Genomic DNA, 24,595 nt, shown 5'->3' on the forward strand with positions numbered 1-24,595 from the left:
CGCATTCAGTCGGGAGTGCGGGTGGTCCGTTCCCCGCCCGCGGGCTGCGCGCCGCCCATCATCTGCTCGGCGATCTTGTTGGCCCGGACCAGCACATCCAGCTGGGCCTTGTTGTACAGCTCCGTCAACGCATTCCCGAACGTCTCCGTGCTGAGCTGGTGCCCCTGGGACAGGTGCCCGGCGGGATTCCTCAGCCAGGGGTAGTTGGCGAGGTGCTTCACGATGACTGCTGCCACCCTCTCGGCAAGGGCCTGCCGGGTCTGCTCGTCGGCGTCCGCGGGAAGGTTCTCGATGTCCGGCCCCGTGTCGTCACTCTCATCCGCGGACATCTTCCGGATATCCTCAAGCGCCTCCTCGTCATAGAACCGGGTCATAAGGTGGACGATAGACCGGTCGCTTTCGGACAGCCGTGAAGCAACCGCTTCGAAACCCGCCGGCACATCCGCTGGCGCCCGATGTTCAATGATCGCGGCAATGTGCGCCCGGGCCTGGTGCAGCGCATCGATGCGCTGCTGGAGTTCGGCATCCACTTCCCGCAGCACCTCTGCCGTTCCCGGGTCGGCATCCGCGGCATTGCCCAGCCGGGACAAGGGGATGCCCAGGACGGCGAGTCTCCGGATGCGGAGCAGGCTGACCAGGTGCCGCACCTCGTACTGTTTGTAGCCGTTGTAGCGCCGGTCAGGCTCCTCGAGCAGACCGAGGCGGTGGTAGTGCCGCACGGTGTTCACGGTGGTGCCGGCAAGATCGGCGAGTTCGCGCGTACTCCAGGACATGCGCCTCATCTTTCCCTCCCGCGAACCCGGTGTACAGCGCTCCCGCATCCCTCCGGGGGAATGTTTCCCAGCCTTCGGGCATTTACCCAGTGACCCCAGCACCCAAGGAGTTCTCCCACATGCACACCGCTTCCTCTTCTTCCCGGGGACAATCCGAAACCGGACCCGGCCGGATACGGCGGGCCGGCGTCGTCGTCATCGGAGCCGGGCAGGCAGGCCTGTCAGCCGGCTACCACCTGGCCCGGCGGGGCTTTGCCAGTGCCCTGGCCGAGCGGGACGCCGAGCGGAGCTTCGTGATGCTCGACGCCGGAACGGCGCCCGGAGGTGCCTGGCTGCACCGCTGGGATTCGCTCACCATGGCCACTGTCAACGGAATCTTCGATCTTCAGGGATTCCGGCAGGCCCCTCCTGATCCCGGCACCCCTGCCCGGATTGCGGTCCCTGAATATTTCGCGGCGTTCGAGGAACGCATGCAGCTTCCAATCCTCCGTCCCGTCACGGTCTTCTCGGTGCGTCCGGCAGACGATGACCCCGACGGTGAGCTCCTGGTCGAATCCGACGCCGGTACCTGGGCTGCGCGGGCAGTGATCAATGCCACGGGAACCTGGGACAACCCCATCGTGCCCGAGTATCCCGGCTCTGAGGGCTTCATCGGCCGCCAGCTGCATACCCGGGACTATTCCTCGCTGGAGGAGTTCGCGGGGCAGCGGGTCGCCGTTGTCGGCGGCGGCATCTCAGCCATCCAGCAGCTGGAGGAGATCTCCCGGGTGGCCGAGGTTTTCTGGTACACGCGGCGGGAACCGGTTTTCCGGGACGGACCCTTCGATGCGGAGGCAGGAAAGGACGTGGTGGCCCGGGTTGCGGCGGATGTGGAAGCGGGCAGGCCCACCGGCAGCGTGGTTTCCTACACGGATCTGCTGTGGACCCCGTACGCACTGGCCGCGAGGGAACGCGGTGCGCTGGAACGGAGGCCGATGTTCACCGGCATCGAGCCGGATGGCGTGCGGGAGGCCGACGGCTCGCTGACCCGTGTGGATGCCATCCTGTGGGCCACGGGTTTCAAGCCGTCACTGGCGCATCTTGATCCGCTCCGGCTGCGCAATGAGCGCGGCGGAATAGAGGTTCACGGCACGGTGTCCGCGGCGGATCCGCGCGTCCACCTGATCGGGTTCGGCCCCTCGCAATCCACCGTCGGAGGGAACAGGGCCGGGAGGGACGCTGTCCTGGCCGTTGCCGAACAGCTCGGCGCCGTGGCTGTCCGCAGCTAGGCAACCGGCAGCGGTTTGCTGCTCCTCAGGCGAGTCCGCCGTTGGGATAGATGACCTGACCGTTGATCCAGCGCGAGGGACCGGCCAGGAACGCAGCAACTTCGGCAATGTCCTCCGGGGTGCCGAGGCGCTCCAGCGGAGCCAGCTGGGCGAGCCTGTCGATGGCCTCCTGGTCCTTGCCGTCCAGGAAGAGCGGTGTGGCGGTCGGACCGGGAGCAATCGCGTTGACTGTGATGTCCCTCCCCCGCAGTTCACGGGCCAGCACCGGAGTCAGGGCCTCAACTGCAGCCTTGCTGGCCGCGTACGGCGCGTAGGTGGGATGCTGCAGGCGGGTCTGGCTGGTGGACACATTCACCAGCGCCCCTCCGCTCCGAAGCCGCTGGGCGGCCAGCTGGGAGACCACGAAGCTTCCGCGGATATTGGTGCGGTGCATCCGGTCGAGTTCATCCAGGTCCAGGTCCACCACCGTTGAGAGGACCATGATTCCCGCGGTGTTGATGACGACGTCGATTCCCCCGAAGGCGGCCTCGACATCGTCAAAGAGCCGGGTCATGGCTGCGGAGTCTGCGACGTCCCCGCCCACGGCGATGGCCCGGCCGCCGTCGGCATTCACTTCCTCAACCAGCTCCGTGGCCCTGTTGACGTTCCCGGCGTAATGGACCGCCACGGCAAAGCCGTCCCTGGCGAGGCGCCTGGCGATCGCCCGGCCGATTCCCCCTGATCCGCCGGTGACGAGGGCAATCCTTGGATCCCGGGATGTGCTGGATTCAGACATGTTGTGCTCCGATCGAGGAGGGACGTAAGTACATACAGCCACGAAGAGGGCCGCCGAGTCCACTAACTTGCCCGTGGCGGCTTGCTGTGAACAACTTCAACGCCAGAGAACGCGCAGCCGAAGCCGGACCTCCCACACTGCGTTGCTCCTGTCACCTCCGGTGACCACTCGTACCTCTTCAGTAACGAAGAATGGGAAGGATGGCCGTTCAAGGGCACAAAAAAGCCCCGGCCGGACATAGTGTCCGCCGAGGCGATTTTAGTTTCTGTCGGGTTGACAGGATTTGAACCTGCGACCCCTTGACCCCCAGTCAAGTGCGCTACCAAGCTGCGCCACAACCCGTTCCGCTGATCCGTGTGGCCGGTTTGTTTCCGGCCGAACCAACTCAAATACTCTACATCATGGTTTGCGTTTTCCCCGCATCGGCGCCGCCCCGGAGTTCACATTGGCTCCGGGGCCGGCGGCCGTGCTAGCGCGTGTTAGCGCTTGCCTGGCTTACCGCGCTTCTCGCGGACGCGCATTGACACCTCAATCGGTGTTCCTTCGAACCCGAAGGTCTCCCGCAGACGGCGGGTGATGAAGCGCCGGTAGCCGGGATCCAGGAACCCCGTGGTGAACAGGACAAACTTCGGCGGCCGGGAGGACGCCTGGGTGCCGAAGAGGATGCGGGGCTGCTTGCCGCCGCGTACCGGGTGCGGGTGCGCGGCGACGAGCTCGCCAAGGAAGGCGTTCAGCTTGCCGGTGGGAATGCGCTTGTCCCAGTTCTCCAGGGCCAGGTCCAGGGCGGGAACGAGCTTGTCCTTGTGCCAGCCGGTCTTGGCGGAGATGTTGACGCTCGGAGCCCACTCAACGTGGGCCAGGTCGCGCTCAATTTCGGTCTTGAGGTAGCGGCGGCGTTCGTCGTCGAGCAGGTCCCACTTGTTGAAGGCCAGGACCAGCGCACGGCCGGAATCGATCGCCAGCTGCAGGATGCGCACATCCTGCTCGGAAAGGACTTCGTCCACTGCCAGGAGCACGACGGCGACCTCCGCCTTTTCAAGCGCGGCCTGCGTACGCAGCGAGGCATAGAAGTCTGCGCCCTGGGCCATGTGCTGGCGGCGGCGAATGCCTGCGGTATCCACGAAACGCCAGGTGCGCCCGCCCAGTTCGATCAGCTCATCCACCGGGTCGCGCGTGGTGCCGGCGAGGTCGTCCACAACTACGCGGTCGCTGCCGGCCAGCTTGTTCAGCAGGGAGGACTTGCCCACGTTGGGGCGGCCGATGAGCGCAATGCGGCGCGGGCCGCCGCTGGATTCCAGGCCGCCGTAGGCGGAGTACTCCGGCAGCACGTCCAGCACGGCGTCGAGCATGTCTGCGGTGCCGCGGCCGTGCAGCGCCGAGACCGGGTAAGGTTCGCCGAAGCCCAGGCCCCAGAGCACCGAGGCGTCCGCTTCGTTCTGGACGTCGTCCACCTTGTTGGCGACGACGATGACCGGTTTGCCCTTGCTGCGCAGCATGCGCACCACGGCTTCATCGGTGGCGGTGATGCCAACGGTTGCGTCGACAACCAGCATCACGGCGTCGGCGACGTCGACGGCGATTTCGGCCTGGTCGGCTACGCGGGCATGGATACCGCGGGCATCGTGCTCCCAGCCGCCGGTGTCCACCAGCGTGAAGTTCACGCCGTTCCAGGTGGCGGGGTAGGACACGCGGTCGCGGGTAACGCCGGGGGTGTCTTCAACCACGGCTTCGCGGCGGCCGAGGATACGGTTCACCAGGGTGGACTTACCCACGTTGGGGCGGCCCACAATGGCGACGACGGGGTCCAGCCGCAGCGGCGCGTCTTCGTCATACTCGTCGTAGCCGCCGGCCAGCAGGGCGGCGTCTTCGTCGTCGAGTTCGTAATCGGAGAGCCCGGCGCGCAGGGTTTCGGCGCGCAGGTTGGCTTCGTCGTCGTCGAGGGCCGCAAGCCGCTCGTCGATCTGGTCCTCGCCTGCCGGGATGTACTCTTCGGAGTCACCGTCAAAGGTCGGGTTGGCGTTCATAAACTATTGCTTTCTTTCCGTTGAGGCCGTCGGCGCAGCTGCGCACGGCCGTCTCCGGACGTTCAGCCCGGGTAAGTGTTGGGGTGCCGGCACGGAAAATCCCATGCGGCCACCAGTCCATTGAAACACGGCAAGGCGCCGGGACCCCATTGGAGTCCCGGCTGTCCGCCTGCCGTCAGTACTTAGTGCGTGCTTGAAAAAACCACATCCAGCACGGCCCGGACCGTTTCTTCGAAGTCCAGGTCAGAGGAATCAACGGTGATGACGCCGTCGGCCGCCTGCTGGAAATTCACCACAGTCGAGTCCTTCACGTCGCGGGTGAGTACCTGCTCCCGCAGCGCCGCGGCGGACTGGGAGCCGCCCAGCTGCACGCCCCGGCGGCGCAGGCGCGCCTCCTCGGATGCCGTGAGCAGGATCCGCACCTCGGCAGTGGGCGCCACCACCGTGGTGATGTCCCGGCCTTCAGCCACGATCCGGAGCCCTGAGTCCTTGATGAGCTGCTGCTGGCGGCGCACCAGTTCGGCGCGGGCACCGAGCGTGGTGGCCACGGCGGATACATTGGAGGACACCTCGGGTTCGCGGATCGCCTGGGTGACGTCCTCTCCCCCAACCCGGACCCATTCGGCATCCGGTGAGGTACTCAGGTCAATGTCCGCGTTCCGGGTCGCGGCTTCAACGGCCACTGCATCCGCCAGGTCAATGCCCGCCCGCATGCAGGCGATGGTCACCGCCCGGTACATGGCACCGGTGTCCAGGTAGTTGGCGCGCAGCCGGCGGGCCACTTCACGGCTGATGCTGGACTTGCCGGACCCTGACGGTCCGTCGATTGCCACCACCAGGGGCTTGCCCAGCCGAAACTGTGCCGGGTCCTGCTCTGTCATCACTGAACTACCTTCCAGCCGCGCGCGGTCAGTTCGCTGACCAAGCCATGCACTTTGCTCGGCAGCACCGAGATTTCCACCCGTCCAACCTGGCGTCCGGAGGCGTGCTCCAGCCGAAGGTCTTCCAGGTTGACGCCTATTTCGCCGATCTCCGTGAGGAGCCGGGCGATCTGTCCGGGGGTGTCGTCCACCAGGACGGTGAAACTGACGAAGGACTGCGGGGGCGTACCGTGCTTGCCCGGAATCCGTGCCTGCCCGGTATTCCCCTCGGCGATGAGCTGGGCCATATCCAGGCGCGCGCCGTCGGCGGAGGGGTTTTCAAGCGTATTGATCAGTCGGTTCAGGTCCTCCCGCACCCCGTGCAGGATGCTGACCAGGCGCGGTGCGTTGCCGCTGAGGATCTGGACCCAGAGCTTGGGGTCGCTCGCCGCAATCCGGGTGACGTCCCGCAGTCCGTTGCCAGCCAGGGCCAGCGCTGGAGACGGGGTGTCCTGCAGCCGGCTTGCTACCAGGGAGGACATGACCTGCGGAAGGTGGCTGATCAGCGCCACCGAACCGTCGTGCTCTTCGGCATCCATGCGCGAAACAACGGCACCGAGGTCGATCGCCAGGGCTTCGGCGGTCTTCACGGCTTCCGGGGTGCTCTCCTCGGCGGCGCAGATAACCCAGGGCATCGAGGTAAACAGGTTCCCCAGCGCCGCCACCGGTCCGGACTTTTCCCGTCCGGCCATCGGGTGGGTGCCAACATACCGGGACAGGTCCGTCCCGGTGGCCCGCAGGTCCGCCAGGACGGCAGCCTTGATGCTGGCGATGTCCACGACGACGGCGCCCGGCCAGTCCGCCAGTGCCTGCGCCGCCAGGGACGCAGTCACGTCCGGCGGCGCGGCGACGACTACCAGCTGGGGCGCGAAGCCGGGCCCTGCGTCCTGGAGCAGGCGTCCGGCGCCAATGTCCTTCGCCACCGCGGCGGTGGAGGGGGAAATATCTGAAAGCACGACGTCGATGCCGCGGGCCCGCAGGCCCAGGCCGATGCTCGCACCCAGCAGTCCGGTGCCGATGACCAGCACCGGTCCGGACAGGTGTGTGCCCCCGTTGGCCAGCACGGTCACGGGACTAGAGGCCCACGACGGCCATCAGGTGGCCGACTTCGTGGCGTCCCAGGACACGGATGCTGCCCTGGCGCTGGTCATTCAGGCGGATCGGGCCCATCTGGGTGCGGACAAGGCGCTCCACGGGGTGGCCAACGGCGTCGAACATGCGGCGGACAATGCGGTTCCGGCCGGAGTGGAGTACCACCTCCACGAGGATGTGGCCGGGAGTCGAGTCCACCAGACGGAACGAGTCAACCTTGGCGAAGCCGTCCTCCAGCTCAATACCTTCACGCATCTGGGCGCCGATGCCGTGGGCCATGGGCCCGCGCACCTGCACCAGGTAGGTCTTGGGCACCTCGTAGGAGGGGTGGGTCAGGCGGTTGGCCAGCTCGCCGTCGTTGGTCAGCAGCAGCAGGCCTTCAGTGTTGGTGTCCAGGCGGCCAACGTGGAAGAGGCGCTCATGCTTGTTGGTGCTCTTGAGGTAATCGCTGATGCACGGCCGGCCTTCCGGGTCCTCCATCGTGGAGACGACGCCGCGCGGCTTGTTGAAGACGTAGTACTTCTGCGTCTCGTCGAGCTGCAGGCGCATGCCGTCCACGTGGATGGCCACGGTCTTGGGGTCCACGCGCACGCCGAGCTCGGTGACGACTTCGCCGTCGACCTCCACACGGCCCTCGGTGATCATTTCCTCGCAGACACGGCGCGAGGCTACGCCGGCGCTGGCCATGACCTTCTGCAGCCGGATGCCCTCGGGATCGTGGTGCTCGGAAATGACGGGCTTGCCCGGACGGCGCGTGTGCGTGCGCTTGGTCACCGGGCCCAGGTTCTTGCCGAAGCGTTCGTTGCGGAAAGCCCGCTCGCCGCCGCCCTTGCCCTTCGGGGCGCCGGTGCGGGGACCGCCGGGCTTGAAGCCGCCTTCCTTGGGCGCGCTTCCCTTAAAACCGCCGGACTTCGGTGCGCCAGACTTGAAGCCTCCCTGCTTGGGGGCGCCTGCTCCGCCTGAGGACTTCGGGCCTCCGGTGCGTCCGGTGGCGGGCTTGGAGCCCTTGCCGAAGCTGCGGCTGGAGCCTGCTCCCCCGCCGCTGCGCGGATTACTGCGGCCTGAGCCGGAACGGGGTGCCTGTGTCATTGAGAAGTCCTTCGGATGTAGCGGTCAGTAAGTAGTTTCTTCAAATTCCGGGAGGTTTTCCAGCCCGGGCAAGTGCGGTGCGATCTGCGGCAGTTCCTCTACGCTGCCCAGACCCAGCTTTTCCAGGAAAAGCGGGGTTGTCACGTAGAGCAGTGAACCGGTTTCGGGTTCGGTTCCGGATTCAGTTACCAGCCCCCGCTGGATCAGCGTCCGGACCACGGAATCCACGTTGACTCCACGGATGGCCGAAATTCGTCCGCGGGTGACCGGCTGCCGGTAGGCAACCACTGCCAGGGTTTCCAGCGCGGCCTGGGAAAGCCGGGCGCTCTGCCCTTCGAGAACGAACTGCCCAACGACGTCGGCGAAGGCGGGGCGGGAGTAGATTCGCCAGCCGCCGGCAACTTCCCGGAGCTCAAAACCGCGCGGTTCAACTGCGCGCAGTCCGTCAGGTCCGTCCCCAGTATAGCCGTCATACTCTTTGCGCAGACCGTCGAGGAGTTCTTCGGCGGCCACGGCGCCAATTCCCAGTGCTGCGGCAAGGCTCGCGGCGCTCACCGGCTCGCTGGCCACCATCAATACCGCTTCGGCTGCGGCACGCACGCCGCCGGGCCGGTCCCCGACGCCTCCACCGTTGGCCGCGGAGGTGTTTTCAGTGCCCTGGTTCGAGAGCTGCGGCTGCATCGGTCTCCTCGTCAGCGTCGTCGTATTCATCGGTGAGGGTGGAGGCGGACCAGCCAAGGGAGCCGGTTCCGGTCCAGGTGATCTTCAGCTCGCCCAGCGGCTCAGGCTGGTCGAAGGCCAGCACTCCGTCGCGGAACATTTCCAGGAGTGCGAGGAAGCGGCCAACAATTTCCAGCGGTGTGGCTCCCTCCGCCAGTTCCAGGAACGTCAGCGGGCTGCCCTGCCGGAGCCTGTCCCCGATAATCCGCGCCTGTTCCCGCACGCTGACACGCGGTGCGTGCAGGTGCGCCAGGCCGACTTCGGTGGGCGGACCGGGTTTGGGTTCGAGCGCCTTCCGTGCCAGCTGACCGAATTCCCCGGCGCTCGTTTTCCAGACCAGTTCCGGCAGCATGGCAGCCAGGTGCGGCTCCAGCGCGGTGTCCCGCGGGAAGCGGAGGCCTTCTTCCTCGAGCCGGCGTTCCATCAGGGAGGCAACCTCTTTGAAGGCGCGGTACTGCAGTAGCCGGGCGAAGAGCAGGTCCCGCGCCTCCAGCAGGGCGATGTCGTCGTCGTCCTCCACGTCTCCAGCCGGAAGCAGGCGGGCTGCCTTCAGGTCAAGGAGCGTTGCCGCGATCACCAGGAACTCACTCGCTTCGTCCAGCGCCCAGCCCTGGCCGGAAGCCGTCAGCGCGCGGATATAGCCGATGAATTCGTCGGTGACCGTGGCAAGGGCAATTTCAGTGATGTCCAGCTCATGCTTGGTGATGAGCCCAAGCAGCACGTCGAACGGGCCGCGGAAGTTCTCCAGCCGGACCTCGAACCCGGCCGCGGCGGCCGTATCCCCTGCGGCGCTAGGGTGCGCCGCCGCGGGCAATCAGTTCCTTGGCCAGCCGGCGGTAGGACTCAGCGCCGGCGTGGTTTCCGGCGTAGGAGGTGATGGGTTCGGCAGCGACGGTGGCATCGGCGAACTTGATGGTGCGCTTGATGACGGTTTCGAAGACCTTGTCCCCGAAGGCTTCCACCAGGCGGCCAATGACCTCGCGGCTGTGCAGCGTGCGCGCGTCGTACATCGTGGCGAGAACGCCGTCCACCTGCAGGCCCGGGTTCAGCCGGTCCTGGACCTTCTCGATAGTCTCCACCAGCAGCGCCACGGCGCGGAGGGCAAAGAACTCGCAGATCAGCGGAATGATCACGCCGTGGGCAGCGGTAAGCGCATTAACGGTCAGGAGGCCCAGGGAGGGCTGGCAGTCGATGAGGATGACGTCGTAGTCGTCCGAGACACGGCGCAGCGCGCGTTCCAGGACCTGCTCGCGGGCAACTTCGTTGACCAGCTGGACTTCGGCGGCGGAGAGGTCGATGTTCGCAGGCAGGAGGTCGATGTTCTCAACGTGCGTTTCCTGGATGGCATCGCGGATGTCCACCTTGCGGTCCATGAGCACGTTGTAGACGGTGACATCCAGTTCGTGCGGGTTGGTGCCCAGCCCGGCGGACAGGGCGCCCTGCGGGTCGAAGTCCACCAGCAGGACCTTGCGTCCGGCCTCTGCCAGTGCGGCACCGAGATTGATGGTGGACGTAGTCTTGCCGACGCCGCCCTTCTGGTTCACCATCGCGATGATGCGGGCCGGACCATGGGAAGTCAGGACCGGAGGCTCGGGGAACTCAGTCAGCGGCCGGCCGGTAGGACCCATGGCTTCGCCGGCTGCGCCCTGTGCCTCGTCCTGCAGAGTTGTGGAACTCTGTTCGCTGCTCACGTATAAATCCACGCTTCCGTCTCTAGCTGTCCTGCTGGCTGTCCCTTCCAAGGTTACAACCGTGCAACACGGATACCGCGAATCCCGGCGCGTAACGCCTGCGAGCCTTGACGCTCAACCTTAACTCGAACCTTGATCCACGGGACGGCGGGCCGGTCCGGCCGGGCGGGATCAGTTTCGCCGAAACCATTGACGCATTTTCCGCTCGGCGGTTAGCGTCTAGGTAAACAGATGTTGACTGTGAGGCAATACGAGGCGCAGGTCCACGTCAAAGCCCAGTCCGCCGAACCGACAGGACCAAATGTGGAATACATAAACGCCGCGATCGTTGTGGCTTATCTCGTAGGGATGCTTGCTTTCGGATGGTGGGGAAAGTCCCGCACCAAGAATGAGAGCGACTACCTCGTAGCCGGCAGGCGGCTCGGCCCGCTCTTTTACACGGGAACCATGGCTGCCGTAGTCCTGGGCGGCGCGTCAACCGTGGGCGGCGTGGGCCTTGGCTACCAGTACGGCATCTCCGGAATGTGGCTCGTAGTGGCCATCGGCGCCGGTGTCCTGCTGCTCAGCCTGCTCTTCGCCTCGAAGCTGCAGAAGCTGAAGATCTACACGGTCTCCCAGATGCTCTCGCTCCGTTACGGCCCGGGTTCAACCCGCATGTCCTCCGTTGTCATGCTGGCCTACACCCTGATGCTGTGTGCCACCTCCACGGGCGCGTACGCCACCATCTTCGTAGTGCTCTTCGGCTGGGACCGCTGGCTGGCAATCGCCGTAGGCGGCGCCGTCGTACTCATCTACTCCACGATCGGCGGCATGTGGTCCATCACCCTCGCGGACATGGCGCAGTTCATCATCAAGACCATCGGCGTGTTCGCGCTGATGCTGCCCTTCACCTTCGCCAATGCCGGCGGCATCGACGGAATCCGCGAACGCGTGGACGCTGAGTTCTTCAGCATCACCGGCATCGGCGCGCAGAGCATCATCACGTACTTTGTGGTCTACACCCTTGGCCTGCTGATCGGCCAGGACATTTGGCAGCGCGTCTTCACAGCCCGCACACCCCTGATTGCGCGCTGGGGCGGCACCGCGGCCGGCATCTACTGCATCCTGTACGGCGTGGCCGGAGCCCTGATCGGCATGGCAGCCTCCGTCGTCCTGCCGGCCATCGAATCCAAGGACGATGTCTACGCGGACGTCGCCATGAACATCCTGCCGGTGGGACTGGGCGGGCTGGTCCTGGCTGCCGCCGTCGCGGCCATGATGTCCACTGCCTCGGGTTCCCTCATTGCGGCCGCCACGGTGGCGCGCACCGACGTCGTGCCCTACGTCCGCAGCTGGTTCGGCGGTTCGAAGGCCACCGGCACCGACGCTCCGTCCGCCGAAAACCCGGAGCACGACGTCGCCCGCAGCCAGGCCTGGGTCCTGGGCCTGGGCGTCGTGACGATCCTGCTGGCCATTGTGGTCCAGGACGTCGTGGCGGCCCTGACCATTGCGTACGACATCCTGGTGGGCGGCCTGCTGGTCGCGATCCTGGGCGGACTGTTCTGGAAGCGGGGCACCGGCTTCGGCGCAGCAGCCTCCATGGTCGCCGGAACCGTGGCAACCCTCTCCACCATGATCTACCTGGAAATCACCGGAGATGCTCCGTATGACGGCGTATACGCCAACGAACCCATCTACTTTGGCCTCATCGCCTCCGCGGCGGTGTACTTCGTGGTCTCGTTGCTGACGCCGCGGACAGACCCCGCAGTGATGTTCGCCTGGGAGGACCGCGTGGCGGGCCGGGCGCAGCTGGACGCGGCAGATGCAGGCGAGACTGTGGACGCTTCCCGCGCCCAGTAGCTGAGCAGACAAAACAGACAAAAGGAACGCTCCCGCCAGGTGCGGGAGCGTTCCTTTTGTCTGCCGGTTTCTAGGCCTTCGGGCGCGGGCTAGGACCGGCCGCCGGCTGCGGGAACGGCGCTCTCCACTTCCCGGGATTCCTCCGTGGGTTCCGGTTCGCCGGACCCGGCGTCGACGTTCATGCTGGCTTCGTCGAACGGAAGTTCCTTGTCCAGGACCCGGCGGACCTGGTCCTTGTCGATTTCCTTGGTCCAGGTGCCGATCAGCACGGTGGCGACGGCATTGCCGGTGAAGTTGGTCAGGGCGCGGGCTTCGGACATAAAGCGGTCGATGCCCACGATCAGGCCAACACCTTCGATCAGGTCCGGGCGGTGGGACTGCAGGCCGCCGGCGAGGGTCGCGAGGCCCGCACCGGTAACACCGGCAGCGCCCTTGGAGGCGATGATCATGAAGACCAGCAGTGAGATCTGCTCACCGAGCTCCAGCGGCTTTCCCATCGCGGAGGCGACGAACAGTGCGGCCATGGTCAGGTAGATGGCCGTGCCGTCCAGGTTGAAGGAGTAGCCGGTGGGAACGGTGACGCCGACGACCGGCTTGGAAACTCCCAGGTGCTCCATCTTTGCGATAAGCCGCGGCAGGGCCACCTCGGAGGACGAGGTGGAGAAGATCAGCAGGTATTCCCGGCCGAGGTACCGCATCAGCTTGAAGATGTTGAAGCCGGTGACAATCTTCAGCAGTCCGCCGAGGATGACGGCGATGAACAGCACGCAGGTCAGGTAAAACGCGATCATCAGGGTGGCCATGGAGACGATCGCCTGCACGCCGGTTTCGCCGACGACGGCGGCGATGGCTCCGAAGGCGCCGATCGGGGCGAGCCACATGATCATCATCAGGATGCGGAAGACCAGCACCTGGATGTAGCCGATGCCTTTGAGGATCGGGGCGCCGCCCTTGCCCATTTTCTGCAGCGCGAACCCGACGAGCAGTGCCACGAAGAGGGTCTGCAGGATCGACTCACCGGTCAGCGAAGCGAGCAGCGTGGTGGGAATGATCCCCAGCAGGAACCCTACGGTCCCGCCGTCCTCTTCCGGTGCGGCCGGTGCAGCGGCTCCGGACGACTGGAGGTCCAGGCCTTCACCGGGGTGGATGAAGTTGCCTACGACCAGCCCGATGGCCAGCGCGAAGGTGGACATGACAATGAAGTAGCCCAGCGCCAGGCCGCCAACCTTGCCGACAGTGGCAGCCTTGGCGATCGAGCCGATGCCCAGGACGATCGTGCAGAAAATCACCGGTGCGATCATCATCTTGATCAGGCCGATGAAGGCTGTACCAAGAGGCTTCATGGACTTGCCGAGCTCGGGAGCTACCAGTCCAATAACTGCACCCAGGATCACGGCAGCGATCACGGCTATGTAGAGGACGTGTGTCCGGTCCTTCTTTTTGGCTTTGACCGTGGGCTGGTCGCCGCCGGGTATGGTGGCAGAGGCCATCGCATGCTCCTAGCTTCGTTGATAGCTGGGCCCCGGCGGCGAATCGCAGCAGGAACCGGAAGTAATCCGGCTACATCCTCTCCGCCCCGTGTGACGGTGGTCACGGTTGTGTTCATACTGTTCACGGAGATCCCCCGGGAACCAGCCGCCGGGGAACCAGAATGCGCGTTGCCGCACCGAAGGAGATACTTGCGCAAGTGGAGCCTGGCCAGCCGGCTGCTTATTGGCCAGCTGGCGTTTATCCTCTGCCTGTCCGCCGGGCTGTCCTGGGCGCTCTACGTCCAGGCGGAACAGCACAGCTACGAGGAAACCGCGGACCGGATGCTCTCCGTCGCGGAGACGATCGCCGCGGACCCGTTCGTGCTTGAATCGGTCACGGGCGAGAACCCGAGCGCCGCGCTCCAGCCCTATGCCGCAGAAGTCATGGGCTCTGCGCACGTGGACTTCCTCACGATCATGGCTCCGGACCGGACGCGCTTTACGCACCGAAACGAGTCCGAGATCGGCAGGCAGTACATCGGGTCCGTGGACCAGGCCCTGGCCGGCACCTCCTTCACCGAGGTCTACACGGGCACCCTGGGTCCCTCGGTCCGGGCCATGGTGCCGGTGCTGGACAGCCGCGGCGAGGTTCGGGCACTGGTGGCTGCCGGGTTGACCGTGGACCGGGTAGCGATCGCCCGCGATGCCGAGCTGCCGGGACTGTTCATCATCGCGACTGCCGCCCTGGCCTGGGGAACCCTGGCCTCCCTCCTGCTCACCCGCTACCTGCGGCGGACCACGCAGGACCGCCGCCCGGATGAGCTGGCAGGCGTCTTCGCCTTCCACGACGCCGCGCTGCATTCGCTGCGGGAAGGCCTGCTGCTGATCAACAACGACGGCGAACTGGTGCTCCGCAACGACCAGGCCGCAGAACTGCTGGGGCTTCCGGACGGGGCGGCGGAGGGCCCCACCGACTTCCGCGGCCTGGGCCTTCCCGAGCCGCTGGCGGAGCTGCTGCGCTCCGGGCGCACCGCCGTCGACGAATTCCACTTCACGAAGGACCGCATCCTGGTCATCAACCAGTCCCCCGCCGTGGCCGCGGGGGCGGCGGGTGCCGGCCGCGGCAGGAAAACTGGTGAACCCAGGCGGCTGGGAACAGTGACCACCCTCCGGGACCACACGGAGGTGGAGGCCCTGACCGGTCAGCTGCAGTCAATGCGGACGCTCACCGACGCACTCCAGGCCCAGGCACACGAACATGCCAACCGCCTCCATACCGTCGTGTCGCTGATCGAGCTGGACCGCCCTGCGGAGGCACTCGAGTTCGCCACCCGGGACCTGGAGCAGTCCCAGCAGCTGGCCGATGACGTCGTCAGCGCTGTTGGCGAGCCTGCGCTGGCCGCCCTGCTGGCGGGCAAGAGGGCACAGGCGCGGGAGCGCGGAATCGATCTGGAGCTGGTGCTGCAGCCGGAACCGGAAGACGGGACCGGGCCTGCCCTGCTGGACTCCGGCGAACTGGTGACCATTGTGGGGAACCTCGTGGACAACGCCATGGATGCCGTCCAAGGCCTGCCGGACCCGCACATCACCGTGCATTTGGCGGTGGTGGACGACGGCGGACGTCCGGGTTTCCGGCTCTGCGTCCAGGACAGCGGGCCGGGGGTACCGGCTGAAGCACGCCAGCGCATTTTCGAACAGGGATTCAGCACCAAGGCCTCCCTGCCTGGCACCGGCCGCGGGTTTGGCCTCGCCCTGGTGAACCAGGCCGTGCTCCGGCTTGGCGGGACGCTTCAGCTGGACCCAACGGCGGAAAGCGGCGGCGCGCGCTTCACGGTGCTGCTGCCCCTGCCCGAGGGAGCACACCGGTGATCGCGGAACGGCTTATCCGGGTCCTGGTGGTGGAGGACGAACCGGTCGTGGCGGAGGTGCACTCGGAGTATGTGCGCCGCACCGACGGGTACACGCTGGCCGCCGTTGCCCACACCGCGGCCGAAGCCCTGAAGTTCCTGCAGGCACCGGAGGCGGATGTTGACCTGGTGCTGCTGGACATGAACCTGCCGGACCTCCACGGGCTCGACCTGCTGCGCCGCATCCGCGGTGCGGGGATCCCGTCGGACGTCATTGCCGTCACCGCGGTGCGTGAACTCCCGGTTGTGCGGCAGGCGATGTCTGCGGGAATTGCCCAGTACCTGATCAAGCCGTTCACCTTCGCAGCGTTCAGCACCAAGCTCGGGGCCTACCGTGAGTTCCACGCGAACCTGGCCGGTCAGGGCTCCTCCGCCACTCAGTCCGAGGTGGACCGTGCGCTGGCCGCCCTCCGTCCGGCGGTACCGGCAGTCCTGCCCAAGGGGCTGTCCCCGGAAACACTCCGGGCCGTGTCCGAAACCCTCAAGCAGGCCGGGGCCCCGATGTCCGCCTCGGAAGTCTCTGCCGCACTGTCCATGTCACGGATCACCGTGCGCCGGTACCTCGAGCACCTCACGGCTCAGCGGGCGGTCCTGAGGACCCCGCGCTACGGGTCTCCCGGGCGGCCCGAGCTCGAGTACGCCTGGCGCCGCTGATTCCCGTTGCCGTCCGGCGAGAGGGCAGTTACGGCTCTTTTGAGCGCTCTAAACAGCCGTAACTGGCCTCTCGGCGATGGGTCAGGATGCGGCGGGATCGGGACGCAGCAGCGGGATGAGGTCATCGAGCACTGAACGGTCTTCGATGGTGGAGGGCACGGTGAAGTCATCCCCGTCAGCAATTTGGCGCATGGTCTTGCGCAGGATCTTTCCGGAACGTGTCTTTGGCAGCGCCTCCACCACCCGGACCTCGCGGAAATCGGCCACCGGGCCGATCCTGATGCGGACCAGGTCCGCGAGCGCAGCCTGGATTTCCTCCTCCACAGCTTCCGCTCCGGCCTTGAGGACCACGTACCCGCAGGGCCGCTGTCCCTTGAGGCTGTCCTTCACCCCGATCACGGCGCATTCGGCAACGGCAGGGTGCGAGGCAACAATCTGCTCGATCGCTCCCGTGGAAAGCCGGTGGCCAGCCACGTTGATGACGTCATCAGTCCTCCCCATGACAAACACGTAGCCGTCCTCGTCCAGGTAGCCCGAGTCGCCGGTGGCATAGCTGCCCTCAAAGGCTTCCAGGTAGGAGGCACGGTAACGGTCATCGCTGCCCCACAGCGTTGCGAGGGTTCCCGGCGGCAGCGGCAGGTCCAGGACAATGTTCCCCTCTGCCCCGGGCGGAACCTCCGCCCCGGCACCGTCGACAATCCGCACCCGGAACCCCGGGACGGGAAACGTCGGCGATCCGGGCTTCAGGGGCTGCGCGTCCAGTCCCATGGGGTTCGCGCAGATGGCCCATCCGGTTTCGGTCTGCCACCAGTGGTCCACCACCGGGATGCCCAGCGATTCGGAGGCCCACCGGTACGTCTCCGGGTCCAGCCGTTCCCCCGCGGCGAAGAGGGTCCTGAGGCCGGAGAGGTCATATCCCGCGGTGAGGGCGGCATCGGGGTCTGCCCGGCGTATGGCCCGCAGCGCAGTGGGCGCGGTGAAGAGGACGTCGACGCCGTGTTCGGCCGCCACCCGCCAGAACGCACCGGCGTCGGGAGTCCCCACCGGCTTGCCCTCGTACAGGACGGTGGCGGCACCGGCAATCAGCGGTCCGTACACAATGTAGGAGTGCCCCACAACCCAGCCGACGTCGGAGGCCGTCCACATTGTCTGGCCCGGAGCGACGTCGTAGATATTGGCCATTGACCAGGCCAGGGCCACTGCGTGGCCACCATTGTCCCGCACCACGCCCTTGGGTGAACCCGTGGTTCCGGAGGTGTAGAGAATGTACAGCGGGTCTGTGGCGGCAACGCTGACTGGTCCCTGTGGACGGGCAGAGGCGGCCAGCATGGCCCAGTCCAGCCAGGCTGCGCCGCCCGCGCCGTCGAACTCCGCTGCCGTGTGGGCAAAACCCTCGCGGGCCGTGACGACGACGGCGCGTACCGGGTGGGCTGATGCCTCCAGTGCCTGGGCGACGGTGGGGAGGTACTCCACGCGTCGCTTGGGCTCTAGTCCCCCGCTGGCGGTCACCACGGCGTCAGGACGGGCGTCGTCAATCCGTGCCGCCAGCTCAGTGGCGGCGAAGCCGCCAAACACTACCGAATGCACCGCGCCCAGCCGGGCGCAGGCCAGCATGGCAATCACTGCCTCGGGGATCATCGGCAGGTAGATGACCACACGGTCCCCGGCACGGATACCCTGCCCGTGCAGTACTCCGGCGAAGGTCTCCACCTCCGAGAGCAGTTCGGCAAAGGTGTAGGTGCGCTGGCTGCCGAGCATCGCTGAGTCGTACACGAGCGCAGTCTCGCTGCCGCGCCCGGCCAGTACGTGGCGGTCAAGGGCGTTGTAGCTGGTATTCAATGCACCGTCCGGGAACCAGCGGAACAGCGGGGCGCCAGAGTCATCCAGCGCCCGCTGCGGCCGGACATCCCAATCGATGAGGTCCGCTGCCTTCAGCCAAAACGCCTCCGGGTTATTGACGCTGGCGGCATAGGTTTCGGCGTAGCCGGCAGTTCCCATGAATCCTCCTCGATTCGCGGTCCGTTCGCGTGGTCGCGGCGCACGCAACCGTGCGTACCGGCCATCGTAGGCGACCGCGAGGGTTGTGGAAACCCCCATGTGTATACACAACGTGCTCACGCCCGGAGCAAACGGGAGACTTGCTTCACGATAACCCTTTCTGTGTATACACTGAGGCGAGCAAGAGACATCGTGGGAAGGGCTACCATGCGGGCCAGCGACAAGGCCTACGCCATGCTGCGGGAGGACATCGTCGAATGGCGGCTGCCCCCGGGAACCGTGCTGGGAGAAGTTGAACAGTCCCAGCGGCTGGGCGTCTCCCGGACTCCGCTGCGCGAGGCCCTCGCCAGGCTTACCGCGGACGGGCTGACCGCTCCGCACAACGGACGCGGCGTCGTCGTCACGCCCATCTCCCCTGAAACCGTGCTCGCGCTCTTCGAACTGCGGCAAGCCCTGGAATGCCAGGCGGCCTCGCTCGCGGCGGTAAGGGGCCGGCCCGAGATCTTCCGCGGACTGCGGAGCGATTTCCAGGAAGCGGCGGCGCGGCTGGACGCGGATCCCGGCGAAGACCCGGCGCGGCGCGGGTACTACGCCCTCGTGGCGCGGCTGGACGCCGGAATCGACGAAGCTGCCGCCAATCCCTATCTGGCGCAGGCCCTGGTCAACGTGCGGCTGCACCTTGCACGGGTGCGCCGGCTGGCGAAGGACAACCCGGCGCGGCTGCGCGAGACGGCCGGCGAACACGCCACGATTGCAGCGGCCATCGCATCCGGGGACCCCGCCCTCGCAGCAGCCGCCACCAAAGTCCATCTGCACAAGAGCCTTGAACACTTCACCACCGTCAACCACCCCTGAGACGAACCACCCGAGAGGACCACGCCTTGAAAACGCATCACGTACGTGTTTACCGCAGTGAGGAAAACCTGCCCCGCGAGGAGCAGCTGGCCTGGAAGATCGCCGCTGTTGCCGCCGACCCCGTGGACGTCACGGACGACGTCGCAGACATGGTCATTAACCGCATCATCGACAACGCCTCCGTGGCCGTGGCATCCCTGAACCGCGGACCGATCGTCGCCGCCCGGGCGCAGGCGCTGTCCTTCACGCCGTCTTCCGGGGGTTCCGGAGCCTCTGTCTTCGGTGTCCAGGAAAAGACTTCCCCCGAGTGGGCCGCCTGGGCCAACGGGGTGGCCGTCCGTGAACTGGATTACCACGACACCTTCCTCGCCGCGGAATACTCACACCCCGGAGACAACATTCCTCCGATCCTGGCCGCTGCCCAGCACACCGGCGCATCCGGCGCGGACCTGCTGCGCGGCATCGCCACCGGCTACGAAATCCAGGTGGACCTGGCTAAGGCCATCTGCCTTCACAAGCACAAGATCGACCACGTCGCCCACCTCGGTCCCTCCGCCGCGGCCGGCATTGGAACCCTCCTGGGCCTGGACACCGAGACCATCTTCCAGGCCGTGGGCCAGGCACTGCACACCACCACCGCAACGCGGCAGTCCCGCAAGGGTGAGATCTCCACCTGGAAGGCGCACGCACCCGCATTCGCCGGGAAGATGGCCGTCGAGGCCGTGGACCGTGCCATGCGCGGCCAGACCTCCCCCACCCCCATCTACGAAGGCGAAGACGGTGTCATTGCCTGGCTGCTCGACGGGCCCGATGCCTCCTACGACGTGCCGCTGCCGGCCCCGGGCGAGGCGAAGCGTGCCATCCTGGACACTTACACCAAGGAACACTCAGCCGAGTACCAGGCCCAGGCCTGGATCGACCTGGCCCGGAAGATCCACCGCGAGCACCCCGAGACGGCCGACCCGGCCAACGTTGCCTCGGTGCTGATCTCCACCTCGCACCACACCCACTACGTCATCGGCTCCGGCGCCAACGACCCGCAGAAGTACGATCCCACTGCGTCACGCGAGACGCTGGACCACTCGATCCCGTACATCTTCACGGTCGCCCTGCAGGACGGCGCCTGGCACCACGTTGATTCCTACTCCCCCGAACGTGCCGGGCGCCCGGATACCGTAGCGCTCTGGCACAAGGTCACCACGGTGGAGGATCCCGAGTGGACCCGCCGGTACCACTCGGTGGACATTGCGGAGAAGGCCTTCGGCGGCCGGGTGGACATCACGCTGGCGGACGGCACCGTGATCACGGACGAGATCGCCGTGGCCGACGCCCATCCGCTTGGTGCCCGGCCGTTCGTCCGCGCCGACTACATCCACAAGTTCCGCACGCTGGCGGCGGGACTGGTCTCGGAGGAGGAAATGGACCGCTTCATTGCGGCCGCCGAGCGCCTTCCCGAACTCGCGGCCGGGGAACTCGGCCAGCTCAACATCAACGCCGCAGCAGGCGTCATCGACCCCGCCGCCGCACCGAAGGGACTGTTCTAGATGCTGTACTCCTCCACTACCCCTGAGCAGAAGCGCATCGCGATGCGCGAAGGCCTGGCATCAGGCACCCTCCAGCAGTACCCGGGAGCGTTCAACCCGCTGTCCGCACGGCTCATCCAGGGAAAGGGCTTCTCCGGCGTCTACATCTCCGGCGCAGTCCTGGCCAATGACCTGGGCCTGCCGGACATCGGCCTGACGACGCTGACCGAGGTGGCTGCCCGCGCCGGACAGATTGCCCGGATGACGGACCTGCCGGCCATTGTCGACGCCGACACCGGCTTCGGCGAGCCGATGAACGTTGCCCGCACCATCCAGGAGCTGGAGAACGCCGGGCTGGCCGGCTGCCATATCGAGGACCAGTTCAACCCGAAGCGCTGCGGCCACCTGGACGGCAAGAACGTGGTGGACCTGGACACCGCCACCAAGCGGATCCGCGCTGCCGCCGATGCCCGCCGGGACCCGAACTTCCTGATCATGGCCCGTACGGATATCCGTGCGGTCGAGGGCCTGGAAGCCGCCCAGGACCGGGCCCGCGCCCTCGTCGAGGCAGGCGCAGATGCGATCTTCCCCGAGGCCATGAAGACGGTGGAGGAATTCGCCGCCATCCGCGCCGCCGTCGACGTCCCGATCCTGGCCAACATGACCGAGTTCGGCAAGAGCGAACTGTTCACCTATGACCAGCTCGCTTCCGCAGGCGTGAACATGGTCATCTACCCGGTGACGCTGCTGCGCAGTGCCATGGGTGCTGCCGAGCGGACGCTGGAGACCATCAAGGCCGACGGCACCCAGGCCGCCAGTGTTCCCAGCATGCTCACACGTGCGCGCCTGTACGATCTGGTGGATTATGAGGCGTACAACCGCTTCGATACCTCGGTATTCAATTTCCAGGTCCCCGGCACCCCGGCGTCGGCCTGACCCCGGACGTTCCATTACGGCATACGCACCAAAGAAGGCACTGCACCACCGCTGACCTGCGCATCACGACGAAGGAGTCCCAATGACCGACACCACGATTCATAAGGGCCTGGCCGGAGTGCTGGTGGACACCACCCGCATTTCCAAGGTCAACCCGGAAACGAACTCGCTGCTCTACCGCGGCTACCCTGTCCAGGAGCTGGCCGCCAAGTGCTCGTTCGAGGAAGTTGCCTACCTGCTCTGGCACGGAGAGCTGCCCTCGGCGGATGAACTCGCGGTGTTTACCGACGCCGAGCGTTCCCAGCGGGCGCTCACTCCGGAGTTGAAGGCGGTCATCGACGCGCTGCCGGTCACCTGCCATCCGATGGATGTGTGCCGGACGGCTGCCTCGGTCCTGGGCGCCCAGCACGAGGCTGCGGACGATTCCAGCGCAGAGGCCAACCTCGCAAAGTCCGTGAGCCTCTTCGCCGGCATGCCTGCCGTCGTCGCCTATGACCAGCGGCGCCGGCGCGGCGAGGACCTGGTGGAGCCACGGGAAGACCTGGGGTACTCGGCCAACTTCCTCTGGATGACCTTCGGTGAGGAAGCCGCCCCCGAGGTGGTGGACGCTTTCAACGTCTCGATGATCCTGTACGCGGAGCACTCCTTTAATGCGTCCACGTTCACGGCGCGGGTGATCACCTCCACGCTGGCGGACCTGCATTCGGCGGTTACCGGAGCCATCGGTGCACTGAAGGGTCCGCTGCACGGCGGAGCCAACGAGGCCGTGATGCACACCTTCCAGGAGATCACCGAGGCCACCGCGGAGGAGGACGAAGCTGCCGCCTACGCCGCTGCCTGGTTGGATGAGGCGCTGGCCGAGAAGAAGAAGATCATGGGCTTTGGCCACCGGGTCTACAAGAACGGTGATTCCCGCGTTCCCACGATGAAGGCTTCACTGGACGCGATGATCAAGCACTATGACCGTCCGGACCTCGGCGAGCTCTACACGGCGCTGGAAACGGCGATGGCGGAGCGGAAGAACATCCTGCCCAACCTGGACTATCCGGCGGGACCGGCCTACCACCTGATGGGCTTCGACACGCCAACCTTCACTCCGCTGTTCGTAGCGGCGCGGATCACCGGCTGGACCGCGCACATCATGGAGCAGCTGGAAGCCAACTCGCTGATCCGTCCGCTGAGTGAATACAACGGCCCGGACGAGCGCCACCTGGCCTAAGGCCCGGTTCAAAACACGAATGCCCGCCGCAGGTTTTCCTGCGGCGGGCATTCGTGTTTCATCCGGGAAGCTCCTGATCGGCATGCGGGTGAACCGCCTGCACCGCCCGGATCTCTGGATGGCACGCAGCGCACCTGGTGCCGTAGGTATTTGGCATGAGACCTACGTGGTGGACCGGGTAGAGCCGATGTACGTGGGCATGCCGCTGACCGGTCTGGCCGCCGCAACCGGCAGCCGAGAAGCCGGGCTGCACAGCGGCTGGGACCGGCGCGCAGGGCTGCCTGAACGGCGGGGCCATCCAGCGCTCTAAGTGGAGGAAAAGACGACGCTTGCCACGCACTCATTGTCCGGCGCCAGCGTGATGACGGCGGCGAAGTAGTCGCCGTCGAGCACGCGCGGCAGCCAGTGCGCCGAATCTTCCCACATGTGCGGGTACGGAATGGAGCCTGCGGGGTACCAGGCAGGATCGATTTCCGAAGACGGGGACGGCTCCCCCAGCCAGTTCCAGCTGCGGTAGACCACCGTGGACATGTCCCATTCGGGTTTCGCGGGAAAGACGAATTCGATGGTCCCGGCCGGTTCAAGATCAGATTCCGCCATCCTGACCCCGGATTCCTCGAAGACTTCCCGGACGGCGGCCTGCTCGGGGGTCTCTCCCGGCTCCACGTGTCCGCCCAGGCTCACGATGCGGCCAACACCGAATCCGGTCTTCTTCAGCCCCAGCAGAACTTCCTGCCCGCCGCCGCGGGTTTCGCGCATCAGGAAGCACAGCACCACCGGGGTTGCCCGCGGCGACTGCCCGGCCGGGTTCACAGTGCCCGCGGATGGGCCGCGGCATAGACTTCACGCAGCGTGTCGGCCGTGACCAGTGTGTACACCTGGGTCGTCGTGACGGACGCGTGGCCAAGCAGCTCCTGGACTACGCGAACGTCCGCACCGCCCTCCAGCAGGTGCGTGGCGAAGGAATGGCGCAGGGTGTGCGGGGAAACATCCCGGTCTATCTTCGCCCGTTCGGCGGCGGTCTTGAGGATCGTCCAGGCGCTCTGCCGGCTCAGCCGTCCGCCACGCGCATTGAGGAAGAGCGCCGGGGTGCCTTTCCCGTTGGCCGCTGCGCCGGGCCGGCCACGGACGAGGTACTCGTCCAAAGCCCGTGCAGCGTAGGAGCCGAGCGGCACCAGGCGTTCCTTCGACCCTTTGCCGAACAGGCGGACGACGTCCGGGCCGTTGGCCGGGATGCGTTCAAGTGAGAGGTCGTCGATATCCAGGCCCACAGCTTCGCTGATGCGTGCGCCGGTGGAATAGAGGAACTCAAGCAGGGCCCGGTCACGCAGCCCGGTGGGGGTGTCCAGCGGAACGGCTTCCAGGATGCGCGTCACCTCATCCACGCTAATGGCCTTGGGCAGGCGTTTGCCCGGAAGCGGCGGATGCACGTCTGCGGCGGGATCCTGCTCCGTCAGCCCTTCCAGCGCCCAGAACTTGTGAAGTCCGCGCACGGCAACGATAGTCCGGGCGGCTGAGCGCACGCTGAGGGCGGAGGCGCCGTCGGACCCCTCCGCGATGGACCTGGCAAAGGCAGTGACGTCGTGCCGGGTGATATCGGTGACGGAGGTGCGTCCGCCGGCGGCAAGGAAACGCGCATAACGCAGCAGGTCGCGGCGGTAGGCATCCACCGTATTGCGGGCCAGCCCTCGTTCGACGGCCATGTGCTGCAGGTAGGCACCAATGGCGCGGCCAACGGCGGTGGAACGCAGTTCCTCCTCTGCGGACCGGGAACTGCGGGCTGCCGGGGCGGGAGCCTTGGGCATTTCCGCCTGCTCCTGGGCTGCGAGTTCTGCCCGGTCGA

The 24,595-nt window shown here is 66.4% G+C and carries 22 protein-coding genes and 1 tRNA gene; 9 read left to right on the forward strand and 14 right to left on the reverse strand.

Going from position 1 to position 24,595, the window contains the following annotated elements; translation table 11 throughout:
* Window positions 1-5: 5 nt before the first annotated feature.
* Complete coding sequence (locus ACSLGO_RS13425; protein ID WP_263128764.1) at window positions 6-773, reverse strand: MerR family transcriptional regulator; 768 nt, start codon at window positions 771-773, stop codon at window positions 6-8.
* Window positions 774-892: 119 nt separating this feature from the next.
* On the opposite strand from ACSLGO_RS13425, the gene ACSLGO_RS13430 reads away from it, so the two are divergent.
* Window positions 893-2,041 carry an NAD(P)-binding domain-containing protein gene (locus ACSLGO_RS13430; protein ID WP_436401282.1) on the forward strand — a complete coding sequence of 383 codons (1,149 nt, stop codon included), beginning with the start codon at window positions 893-895 and terminating at the stop codon, window positions 2,039-2,041.
* 25 nt (window positions 2,042-2,066) lie between these two features.
* On the opposite strand, the gene ACSLGO_RS13435 is transcribed toward ACSLGO_RS13430, so the two are convergent.
* From ACSLGO_RS13435 to ACSLGO_RS13475, 9 genes are all read right to left on the reverse strand, one after another.
* Window positions 2,067-2,816: an SDR family oxidoreductase gene (locus ACSLGO_RS13435; RefSeq protein ID WP_091605734.1), complete on the reverse strand. Its 750-nt coding sequence runs from the start codon at window positions 2,814-2,816 to the stop codon at window positions 2,067-2,069.
* A gap of 268 nt (window positions 2,817-3,084) precedes the next feature.
* A tRNA-Pro gene (locus tag ACSLGO_RS13440) sits at window positions 3,085-3,158 on the reverse strand.
* Between the two features lie 137 nt (window positions 3,159-3,295).
* Entirely contained in the window at window positions 3,296-4,840 is a 1,545-nt protein-coding gene (der, locus tag ACSLGO_RS13445; protein WP_386917917.1) for a ribosome biogenesis GTPase Der, read from the reverse strand.
* 182 nt (window positions 4,841-5,022) lie between these two features.
* Window positions 5,023-5,721 (reverse strand): (d)CMP kinase, encoded by a 699-nt coding sequence (gene cmk / locus ACSLGO_RS13450; RefSeq protein ID WP_325786486.1) that lies wholly within the window; start codon window positions 5,719-5,721, stop codon window positions 5,023-5,025.
* Window positions 5,721-6,824 carry a prephenate dehydrogenase gene (locus tag ACSLGO_RS13455; protein WP_377956281.1) on the reverse strand — a complete coding sequence of 368 codons (1,104 nt, stop codon included), beginning with the start codon at window positions 6,822-6,824 and terminating at the stop codon, window positions 5,721-5,723. The genes cmk and ACSLGO_RS13455 overlap by 1 nt, the downstream gene beginning before the upstream one ends.
* Window positions 6,825-6,834: 10 nt before the next feature.
* On the reverse strand, window positions 6,835-7,941 hold the full coding sequence (locus ACSLGO_RS13460) for a pseudouridine synthase (RefSeq protein ID WP_091605745.1): 1,107 nt from the start codon (window positions 7,939-7,941) through the stop codon (window positions 6,835-6,837).
* A gap of 24 nt (window positions 7,942-7,965) precedes the next feature.
* Window positions 7,966-8,622, reverse strand: coding sequence for an SMC-Scp complex subunit ScpB (scpB, locus tag ACSLGO_RS13465; protein ID WP_091605747.1), 657 nt, complete (start codon window positions 8,620-8,622; stop codon window positions 7,966-7,968).
* A complete protein-coding gene (locus ACSLGO_RS13470) occupies window positions 8,591-9,475 on the reverse strand; it encodes a segregation and condensation protein A (protein WP_377956282.1) in 885 nt (294 codons plus the stop codon). The genes scpB and ACSLGO_RS13470 overlap by 32 nt, the downstream gene beginning before the upstream one ends.
* Window positions 9,453-10,352, reverse strand: a complete 900-nt coding sequence (locus ACSLGO_RS13475) for a ParA family protein (RefSeq protein ID WP_425546168.1) — start codon at window positions 10,350-10,352, stop codon at window positions 9,453-9,455. Before ACSLGO_RS13475 ends, ACSLGO_RS13470 begins: the two co-directional genes overlap by 23 nt.
* A 348-nt stretch (window positions 10,353-10,700) precedes the next feature.
* On the opposite strand from ACSLGO_RS13475, the gene ACSLGO_RS13480 reads away from it, so the two are divergent.
* Window positions 10,701-12,191, forward strand: a complete 1,491-nt coding sequence (locus ACSLGO_RS13480) for a sodium:solute symporter (protein WP_436401289.1) — start codon at window positions 10,701-10,703, stop codon at window positions 12,189-12,191.
* Between the two features lie 89 nt (window positions 12,192-12,280).
* Here ACSLGO_RS13480 and ACSLGO_RS13485 read toward each other — a convergent pair whose 3' ends face one another.
* Entirely contained in the window at window positions 12,281-13,681 is a 1,401-nt protein-coding gene (locus ACSLGO_RS13485; protein WP_091605755.1) for a cation:dicarboxylate symporter family transporter, read from the reverse strand.
* Window positions 13,682-13,870: 189 nt separating this feature from the next.
* Between ACSLGO_RS13485 and ACSLGO_RS13490 the strand changes: the two genes are divergently transcribed.
* On the forward strand, window positions 13,871-15,529 hold the full coding sequence (locus ACSLGO_RS13490; RefSeq protein WP_325786488.1) for a sensor histidine kinase: 1,659 nt from the start codon (window positions 13,871-13,873) through the stop codon (window positions 15,527-15,529).
* Window positions 15,526-16,221: a response regulator gene (locus ACSLGO_RS13495; protein ID WP_387006934.1), complete on the forward strand. Its 696-nt coding sequence runs from the start codon at window positions 15,526-15,528 to the stop codon at window positions 16,219-16,221. Before ACSLGO_RS13490 ends, ACSLGO_RS13495 begins: the two co-directional genes overlap by 4 nt.
* Window positions 16,222-16,302: 81 nt before the next feature.
* On the opposite strand, the gene ACSLGO_RS13500 is transcribed toward ACSLGO_RS13495, so the two are convergent.
* A complete protein-coding gene (locus ACSLGO_RS13500) occupies window positions 16,303-18,219 on the reverse strand; it encodes an AMP-binding protein (protein ID WP_436401283.1) in 1,917 nt (638 codons plus the stop codon).
* Window positions 18,220-18,426: 207 nt separating this feature from the next.
* Between ACSLGO_RS13500 and ACSLGO_RS13505 the strand changes: the two genes are divergently transcribed.
* The 5 genes from ACSLGO_RS13505 to ACSLGO_RS13525 all read left to right on the forward strand — a co-directional run bounded on the left by ACSLGO_RS13505 (window position 18,427) and on the right by ACSLGO_RS13525 (window position 23,062).
* On the forward strand, window positions 18,427-19,074 hold the full coding sequence (locus ACSLGO_RS13505) for a GntR family transcriptional regulator (protein WP_091605763.1): 648 nt from the start codon (window positions 18,427-18,429) through the stop codon (window positions 19,072-19,074).
* Window positions 19,075-19,100: 26 nt separating this feature from the next.
* Window positions 19,101-20,618, forward strand: coding sequence for an MmgE/PrpD family protein (locus ACSLGO_RS13510; RefSeq protein WP_152274266.1), 1,518 nt, complete (start codon window positions 19,101-19,103; stop codon window positions 20,616-20,618).
* On the forward strand, window positions 20,619-21,533 hold the full coding sequence (prpB, locus tag ACSLGO_RS13515) for a methylisocitrate lyase (RefSeq protein ID WP_387006928.1): 915 nt from the start codon (window positions 20,619-20,621) through the stop codon (window positions 21,531-21,533).
* 82 nt (window positions 21,534-21,615) lie between these two features.
* Entirely contained in the window at window positions 21,616-22,752 is a 1,137-nt protein-coding gene (locus ACSLGO_RS13520) for a bifunctional 2-methylcitrate synthase/citrate synthase (RefSeq protein WP_091605771.1), read from the forward strand.
* 19 nt (window positions 22,753-22,771) lie between these two features.
* Window positions 22,772-23,062 carry a monooxygenase family protein gene (locus ACSLGO_RS13525; protein WP_386888056.1) on the forward strand — a complete coding sequence of 97 codons (291 nt, stop codon included), beginning with the start codon at window positions 22,772-22,774 and terminating at the stop codon, window positions 23,060-23,062.
* On the opposite strand, the gene ACSLGO_RS13530 is transcribed toward ACSLGO_RS13525, so the two are convergent.
* Both ACSLGO_RS13530 and xerD read right to left on the reverse strand, forming a co-directional pair.
* The gene (locus ACSLGO_RS13530) at window positions 23,059-23,565 is read right to left on the reverse strand and encodes an 8-oxo-dGTP diphosphatase (protein ID WP_325786492.1); all 507 of its coding nucleotides are present in this window, start codon (window positions 23,563-23,565) and stop codon (window positions 23,059-23,061) included. The two genes, ACSLGO_RS13525 and ACSLGO_RS13530, sit on opposite strands and share 4 nt — an antisense overlap.
* Window positions 23,562-24,557, reverse strand: a complete 996-nt coding sequence (gene xerD, locus ACSLGO_RS13535) for a site-specific tyrosine recombinase XerD (RefSeq protein WP_436401290.1) — start codon at window positions 24,555-24,557, stop codon at window positions 23,562-23,564. The genes ACSLGO_RS13530 and xerD overlap by 4 nt, the downstream gene beginning before the upstream one ends.
* Window positions 24,558-24,595: the final 38 nt, after the last annotated feature.

Origin of the sequence: Arthrobacter sp. IK3, from assembly GCF_051337705.1 — a bacterium.
GTDB lineage: Bacteria > Actinomycetota > Actinomycetes > Actinomycetales > Micrococcaceae > Arthrobacter_B > Arthrobacter_B koreensis.